This is a genomic window from Tunicatimonas sp. (assembly GCF_049647865.1).
Classification (GTDB): Bacteria; Bacteroidota; Bacteroidia; order Cytophagales; family Cyclobacteriaceae; genus Tunicatimonas.
On sequence record NZ_JBARYM010000253.1, the window covers coordinates 1 to 4,322 of the forward strand.

Consider the following 4,322-nt stretch of genomic DNA (forward strand, 5'->3'; position numbering starts at 1 on the left):
GCGTACAGTCAGCGCGACTCTCGCATTAGGGTGTTCGATACGGATCGGGAAGGATTGATTCCGGCACTGCAAACTGCTTATCGGCACGCCCGAGGAACACTACTCACCCGAATGGATTCGGACGATATTATGCCACCCGATAAGTTGGAAGTGATGCATCGCACCTGGCAGCAGCACGGCAGGGGAACCGTAGTGGCGGGAGGGACTAAGTACTTTATGGATGAAGGTGAGGTAGGCGACGGCTTTCAACGTTACGAACAGTGGTTGAACCAGATTGCAAGAAAGCAAACCTACTATCAGGAGATGTATCGCGAGTGCGTGATTCCTTCCCAGTGCTGGCTGGTGCACCGGGATGATTTTGACGCAGCGGGAGGATTCACGCCGGAAGTGTACCCGGAAGATTATGATCTGTGCTTTCGGTTCTACCAACAGAAGCTACGTGTAGTTGGAATAGATAAAGTGCTAAACCACTGCCGCGACCGCCCCGACCGTACCTCCCGCAACGATGATAACTATCAAGACAACCGCTACTTTGATTTAAAAACTCGCTATTTCTATGCGTTAGATCGTGACGTGAATCGTCCGCTATTGCTATGGGGAGCGGGAAAAAAAGGGAAAGATTTAGTTAAGTTATTGCTAAAGCGGAAAGATCATTTCTATTGGGTGTGTAACAACCCCCAGAAGATTGGTAAAGAAATCTATGGCATAAAGCTGGAATCTACCGAGATGATTCCCCAACTGGACCGTCCGCAGATTCTAATAGTGGTAACTTCGCCCTCAGTGCAACCCGCTATACAGAAGCAGTTAACTAGCTGGGAAAAAGAGCCAGGTCAGGATTACTGGTTTTTTGCCTAACTTTGACGAATGAATGATGATTAATGAGCACTGATGAATAGCATACCATTAGTCATTCCCTCATTCATCAGTACTCATTAATCTATGCAAACCTTGCTCTCCTTTCTGGGCTTCACCGCCTTTGTCGCCTTTTACTCCTGGTATCGGCTCCGTAAAGAATCGCTCTCGTCTCGGGATGGGTTCTTCTTGGGAGGGCGCAGCCTAACCGGAGTGGTGATTGCCGGATCAATGTTGCTGACGAATATTTCTACCGAACATCTGATTGGTTTGAACGGATCGGCCTATAAAAACGGATTTATTATTATTGCCTGGGAGGTGACCTCGGCCTTGGCACTGATTGTGGCCGCCCTTTACTTTATTCCTACTTACCTGAAACGGGGGCTAACGACCATTCCCCAGTACCTGGAAGAGCGCTTCGATAGCATGACTCGTACACTGGTAGCCCTGTTCCTAATGGTTTCCTTTGTGGTGACCTTGCTGCCGATTGTGCTGTTTACCGGGGCGATTAACCTGGAAAGTATCTTCAATGTATCAGAGGTACTGGAGGTTTCTAAAAGCAACGGACTGTGGATTACAGTGGTAGTCATTGGCTTGATCGGTTCGGGCTACGCCATCTTTGGGGGGCTAAAAGCGGTTGCTTACTCAGATACAATCAACGGGGTGGGCCTGTTTATCGGAGGCTTAGCGGTGCCGATACTAGCGTTGCTGGATATTGGGGATGGGAATATGTTCACAGGTTTGTCACGGGTGTATGAACACAGCCCGGAGAAGTTTAACGTGATCGGTGCGCCGGACTCGGTGTTGCCATTCAGTACACTATTTACCGGTTTGGTAATTAACCAACTGTATTTCTGGGGGATGAATCAGTCCATTATCCAGCGGGCTTTGGGGGCTAAGAATTTGAAAGAAGCGCAGAAGGGGTTGCTGTACACCGGAGTACTTAAAACGATGGTGCCGCTCATCATTGTGTTGCCGGGAGTCATTGCGTACTACTATTTTGGTGATTCTTTCAGCGATAATCAGGATATGATCTACCCGGAACTGGTGAAGAAAGTGCTACCCCTTAGCTTTGTAGGTTTATTTGCCGCCGTAGTAATGGGGGCAGTGCTGAGCACCTTCAACAGTGTGCTCAATAGTGCCGCCACCATCTTCAGTGTAGGCATATATCAACGATTAATCAACCTTGCAGCTACTGACCGCCAACTGGTTCGGGTAGGGAAGCTTTGCTCGGCTATTCTGGCGTTGGTTGCTATCGTGGCGGCCCCACTGGTGGCAAGTGCTCCGGAAGGGTTGTATCAGTTATTGCAACAATTGAACGGCATCTTTTTCATTCCGATTGCTTCTATTATGATTGCCGGACTGTTCATTCCGCACATCTCGGCGGCAGGAGCGAAAGCGGCACTTTTTGTCGGCTTATTGTTTTATATCTTCACAACCTTTATCTTTCAGTTAGATACGCACTTTGTGCACATCTGGGGCATAGAGTTTCTGTTGAATATGGTGGTGATGTTCGGCGTATCGCATTTTTATCCGAACACTCGCCCCGCCCGGTCATTCGATAAAACTACGCTGGATATACAACCCTGGCGGTACGCAAAACCATTTAGTCTTGTATTAACTATCGTAATCATTGCTTTGTATATTTGGTTGGGACAATAAACAATTAGCAGTGAACAATTAACAATGAATAGTGACTAATGACCAACCACTATTGCTTGTTAACTAAAGTCAATCAGCAATTGAACCATTGAGCTATCGAACAATTGAAAATTATGAAAGACACTAAACCAACTTTAGATATAGAAGAACTGTGGGAAGAGGACTTACGGGAGCGGTATCCTGAGAACGAAGAGAAGAAAAAAGAGGAGTTTCGTAATTATGATAATCCGGAACGGGATACAGTACGGGAATTTTACCGTCTTAATCACCAAAATCAATCCTACGACTTTGTACTGGCGAAAGAAGCGGAATACAAAAAGTTGCAGAAGCGAAAAATGACCCTCTGGGAAGCGGTAGAGTTTTTGAATACCTTGATTGACGATTCTGATCCGGACATTGATCTGGATCAAACCCAGCACCTGCTGCAAACCTCCGAAGCTATCCGGGCCGATGGTCACCCCGACTGGTTTATTTTGACCGGCTTTCTACATGATTTGGGTAAGATACTCTGCTTATTTGGTGAACCTCAGTGGGCCGTGGTGGGCGATACCTTTCCGGTAGGCTGTAAATTCTCGGATAAGATCGTTTATCCCGAATTCTTTCAAGATAATCCGGATATCGGCGATGAGCAGTACAATACCCAGTACGGAATCTATGAGCCTAATTGTGGACTAGATAACGTGCATATGTCGTGGGGGCACGATGAGTATTTGTATACGGCAATGAAAGATTATATGCCCGAGCCCGCCCTCTATATCATGCGCTATCACTCCTTCTACGCCCAGCACCGAGAGGGAGCCTATAATCATCTAATGAATGAGCACGACCACGCGATGTTTAAGTGGGTGGATAAGTTCAACCCTTACGATCTGTACACCAAATCGCCTCAAGCCCCGAACGTAGCCGAACTACGACCGTATTACGAAGATTTGGCTGCTAAGTACTTACCGGATACTATAGCTTTCTAGTTCTGCTATAAAACTGTAAATCGTTTTTAGTCTACGGCCAATAGTCCGCCGTCCACAGTTTCTTCTATTTATAGTTAATCATTATTTCCGGTCTCCGGTCTCCAATTTCAATTCCCCCTTATCCACTGTCAATTATCAATTAAGATAATTAGTTACTAAAATGTATAGCAAATAAAAGTATTCTCTTTATATTTGATCTACAATTTAGTATCATATGAAAGAATCTCGCTTAGGTGACTTTGAAGAGACGGTCTTATTACTAGTAGGTATCCTAGGTGAGGAAGCCTACGCTTTTAAGCTATCCGAAGAATTTGAATCTCAAACCGGTCGGTCGGTTTCTATTGGAGCGATACACTCCACGCTTAGTCGGTTAGCAGATAAAGGCTTTCTCACGTCCGAAATGGGGCAGGCTACCGCTGAACGAGGCGGACGTCGTAAGCGCATCTACACCATCACGGCCTACGGCCAGCGCGCCCTAGAAATCTCCCGTGACCTCAAGGTATCATTGTGGAGGCAGTTTCGACCGGGATGGGCGGGATTATAATGTCAGCATCAGGATTTATGGGATTTAAAAATTAACAGGATTATGGTTTGTTGATTGAAAAGATTTAAGAGATAAAAGACCCGTTGACGTATAAGATTATTGGCTGTGCGATGAAGGTGCATAGCACGTTGGGCAACGGATTCCAGGAGGTTATTTATCAGAGATGTTTCGCGATAGAGATGGAGAAGCAGGGGTTAGGATTTGCCCGGGAATTGGAAATACCCATTTATTATGAAGACATACAAGTAGGTACTAGAAGGGCTGATTTTGTAGTAGAAGATCAAGTGATTGTTGAG

Annotated in this window: 5 protein-coding genes; all 5 read left to right on the forward strand. The window is 46.0% G+C overall.

Annotated elements, in window-relative coordinates; genetic code table 11:
* The coding region (locus tag WBA23_RS07830; protein ID WP_424581718.1) for a glycosyltransferase at positions 1-855 on the forward strand (855 nt) is incomplete at its 5' end.
* Positions 856-939: 84 nt separating this feature from the next.
* Complete coding sequence (locus tag WBA23_RS07835) at positions 940-2,514, forward strand: solute:sodium symporter family transporter (RefSeq protein ID WP_424581719.1); 1,575 nt, start codon at positions 940-942, stop codon at positions 2,512-2,514.
* 113 nt (positions 2,515-2,627) lie between these two features.
* Positions 2,628-3,482 (forward strand): inositol oxygenase family protein, encoded by an 855-nt coding sequence (locus WBA23_RS07840; protein ID WP_424581720.1) that lies wholly within the window; start codon positions 2,628-2,630, stop codon positions 3,480-3,482.
* A gap of 214 nt (positions 3,483-3,696) precedes the next feature.
* Positions 3,697-4,026, forward strand: coding sequence for a PadR family transcriptional regulator (locus tag WBA23_RS07845; RefSeq protein WP_424581721.1), 330 nt, complete (start codon positions 3,697-3,699; stop codon positions 4,024-4,026).
* A gap of 83 nt (positions 4,027-4,109) precedes the next feature.
* Positions 4,110-4,322 (forward strand): GxxExxY protein (locus tag WBA23_RS07850; protein ID WP_424581722.1); only part of this gene is annotated, 213 nt, incomplete at its 3' end.

Excerpts from the sequence above, each read along its gene's own strand:
- WBA23_RS07845 (WP_424581721.1), top strand. The coding sequence starts at position 3,697 with ATGAAAGAATCTCGCTTAGGTGACTTTGAAGAGACGGTCTTATTACTA.
- WBA23_RS07835 (WP_424581719.1), top strand. The coding sequence starts at position 940 with ATGCAAACCTTGCTCTCCTTTCTGGGCTTCACCGCCTTTGTCGCCTTT.
- WBA23_RS07840 (WP_424581720.1), top strand. The coding sequence starts at position 2,628 with ATGAAAGACACTAAACCAACTTTAGATATAGAAGAACTGTGGGAAGAG.